The organism is Nitrososphaerales archaeon, from assembly GCA_025058425.1.
In the GTDB taxonomy this organism is placed as follows: Archaea; Thermoproteota; Nitrososphaeria; order Nitrososphaerales; family JANXEG01; genus JANXEG01.
Genome location: JANXEG010000081.1, coordinates 1 through 2,790, shown reverse-complemented (window position 1 = coordinate 2,790; position 2,790 = coordinate 1). Strand labels below are relative to the sequence as shown.

Annotated in this window: 3 protein-coding genes, 1 tRNA gene and 1 other RNA gene; 4 read left to right on the top strand and 1 reads right to left on the bottom strand. The window is 41.5% G+C overall.

Going from position 1 to position 2,790, the window contains the following annotated elements:
• On the top strand, positions 1 to 403 hold a 403-nt coding region (locus NZ896_06740; GenBank protein MCS7117140.1), incomplete at its 5' end, for a hypothetical protein.
• Positions 404 to 543: 140 nt separating this feature from the next.
• Here the strand turns inward: NZ896_06740 and NZ896_06735 are convergent.
• Positions 544 to 658 (bottom strand) — tRNA-Lys (locus NZ896_06735).
• Between the two features lie 326 nt (positions 659 to 984).
• On the opposite strand from NZ896_06735, the gene NZ896_06730 reads away from it, so the two are divergent.
• From NZ896_06730 to rnpB, 3 genes are all read left to right on the top strand, one after another.
• Positions 985 to 1,671 (top strand): hypothetical protein, encoded by a 687-nt coding sequence (locus tag NZ896_06730; GenBank protein ID MCS7117139.1) that lies wholly within the window; start codon positions 985 to 987, stop codon positions 1,669 to 1,671.
• Between the two features lie 49 nt (positions 1,672 to 1,720).
• Entirely contained in the window at positions 1,721 to 2,272 is a 552-nt protein-coding gene (locus NZ896_06725; protein MCS7117138.1) for a DUF367 family protein, read from the top strand.
• A gap of 38 nt (positions 2,273 to 2,310) precedes the next feature.
• An RNA gene (gene rnpB / locus NZ896_06720) (RNase P RNA component) lies at positions 2,311 to 2,602 on the top strand.
• Positions 2,603 to 2,790: the final 188 nt, after the last annotated feature.

The window sequence follows — 2,790 nt, the reverse complement described above, 5'->3', positions numbered from 1 at the left end:
CATCGGCTATTTGGTGAACGATGCTATACCTTTACTTCAAGACCGAGAACCACTCGAATTACCAGACGATCTCATAACCCAATTGGGAAGGTTTAAATTCGTTAATAAGTCAACGAACATGACTCTGAAAGATCCGAGAGTGGTCGGTAAAGTCATTGGAAGCTACGTGGAAGGAGGCATAGTATATGAAACCTATGTAATCGGCTTTGAAGATCGACCTGGAGGGGCTGAAGCGGACTTAGATTTTCTTGATCTGATGGTCGAGTTTAAGAGGGGAAGAGGGGATCGCTATATAATGGTCAGGATCGCCCAGTTAGGGCACGATAGTATAGATGTGTTCTTGGATGATAAATTTATAGGTAGTGTGAGACCATCTATCGAGATTCTGCTCGAAAAGAGTTAGTAAGATGCATGATGTTCGATGGAAGTACAGAACTTTTATATCTTTTTATGAGAAGTATGAGTATTAGGGTTATAAGTAGCTTAAGGTAAAGACCATCGAACCGATCTTTATCATCCTTTACATGAACTCAAATATTGTAGCGGGCCCGTCGGGATTCGGACCCGAGACCCTTACCCGATAATATCATCTCTTATCTCCGGGTGGCTCCCATTCTAGTTAAAAGCCCGGTGCTCTACCTGGCTGAGCTACGGGCCCACCAAATAAGTCAACGAGTCACCCGTTAATTACTTTTGCTCCGTTAAAAATGTTCAACTTCTTATCATTACATCATAAAACATAATAAATCTTCAACGTAGCCCCTATCGAACTTCATAGGCGAATTTGATACGTTGCTACATAGCTAATAAGCCCATGATCGATACAATGATCCTTTCATGTATTATCTTCTTGTAGTTTATTTTAGAAGCGTTACGCATCTGTATCTCTTAGGAGAATTACCTTTAAGTTACCACACTTATGTACTATATTTTTGGTAATATCTACAAAAAATTTATATATAATCGAGAAGATTCTTCACTGGTATGAGTGCCAGAAGGCCCTTTGAAAACTCCATCACCAGGTTTGATACACGTGCTTTATCTGCATCGGCGATATTTGGCTCATTGGCAGCCATAATGACGATACTACCACTTAGCTTCCCCTTCCCCCTACTACCATACCTCAAGTTCGACCTGGCCGAACTTCCGGTATTCATGGCCTTTCTACTGTATGGCCCTATACCAGGCTTCGTATCATCGATCGTCTACTGGCTCGTCTTAAATATCGTAGGTTCATTCGTTCCGATAGGGCCTGCAATGAAGTTTTTGGCAGTGATATCGACACTTCTAGGAATATGGGCAGGAATAAAGTTGTATAAGAGATTTACCTCTACTATAAAGATAGGAGCCTTCTTAACATTCATCCTCTCAACAAGTATCATAACGAGGGTCCTGGTCATGACCCTAGTCAACTATGTAGTCATTTGGATGCTCTTTCCAACCTTCTTACAATACGCAGCCATATCACTCGCCACTAGCTTAAAGATAACATTCTCAACGAACTTTGATGTACTGATCCTTACATTACTCATCACCGCTATATTTAATGTAATCCATGTACCATTATCGACGATTCCATCGTATATTGTGGTAACCCATATACTGAACAGAGGAGTTTTAATAACGTTCGAAGGGCCATGGATAGTTAGGATGCTCAGGCGCCTACCATGATGGGTTACATTCGTAAATTCTTTATTAACGGGGAAAGAAAGTTTTATTGATGAAAAGGGAGGAAGAGGCCCAAAGTTTTGATAGAGTAAAACTATATCTCTATCTATTGGAGCAGGACGATCCGAAAAAATGTACATCTTTAAAGCTGGTCCGATTTAAACTTGCCATCCCAATATATAGTTTGAGACAGATCCCCAAGAATAGTGTAGTTTTGAACCCTTACGCGCATACCGTCTTTTCACCTTCAGATCGAGAGTTACTAAGATCGGGTTTGGTAGCTGTAGATTGTTCGTGGAAAAGGTGTAAAGAAGTATTTGATGGTTGGAAGAGAGGGATGAATAGAAGATTACCATTACTATGGGCCGGTAACCCCATACATTATGGCCATTTATCGATTCTAAGCTCTGCTGAAGCTTTAGCCGCAGCTCTCTTCATATCAGGTTTTAAAGAGCAGGCCAAAGAGGTTCTATCGATATTCAAATGGGGTTCGACATTCCTATCTCTAAATAGATACGTTTTAGAGGATTATGTGAAGTGTAAAGATGCGAATGAGGTTTTAAAGGTAGAAGGAGAATACATGATGAATCTACGCTTTAAGTGAAAATTTAATTATATCCAAAATTGAATAATATTTTGGGTGCGAGCCAGCGGGTGGGTACGGGGTCTAATAAGACCCTGAGGAAACTCCTCCCTCCACCGTAGAAGCGTGGCGCCGCGAGGCGCGACGGGAGACCGTCGGCTACGATACAGAAACGTAATCCGATTCAGAGTGTACGATGAGGGCGTAAGCCTGAGGTTTCTGAAATCGGAATGAAACGATCGCCCCACGCGGAGCAAGGCCAAATAAAGGTCGATGAGTTCTACGGGAGACCTGGGTAGGCCGCTTAGCGCAATCCCACCTAAAACAGAAGGAGGGTTACGGCTGGCACGCACCCAATTTACTCCACACCCTTTTCTTATAAAACATAATTCATTTAAACCAGTCGATTTTTAATTAGATAATGATCATCTTTGAGTCTTTTAAGATTAGATGCTAAAGTAGATGAATTTATGCGGGAAGAGCTCATCTCACTCGAGGTAGATAATAGTGTTTATGAAGGAGCTAAGGTTATGTAGGAG

Coding starts and splice junctions, on each gene's coding strand:
- NZ896_06725 (MCS7117138.1), top strand. CDS start 1,721: ATGAAAAGGGAGGAAGAGGCCCAAAGTTTTGATAGAGTAAAACTATAT.
- NZ896_06730 (MCS7117139.1), top strand. CDS start 985: ATGAGTGCCAGAAGGCCCTTTGAAAACTCCATCACCAGGTTTGATACA.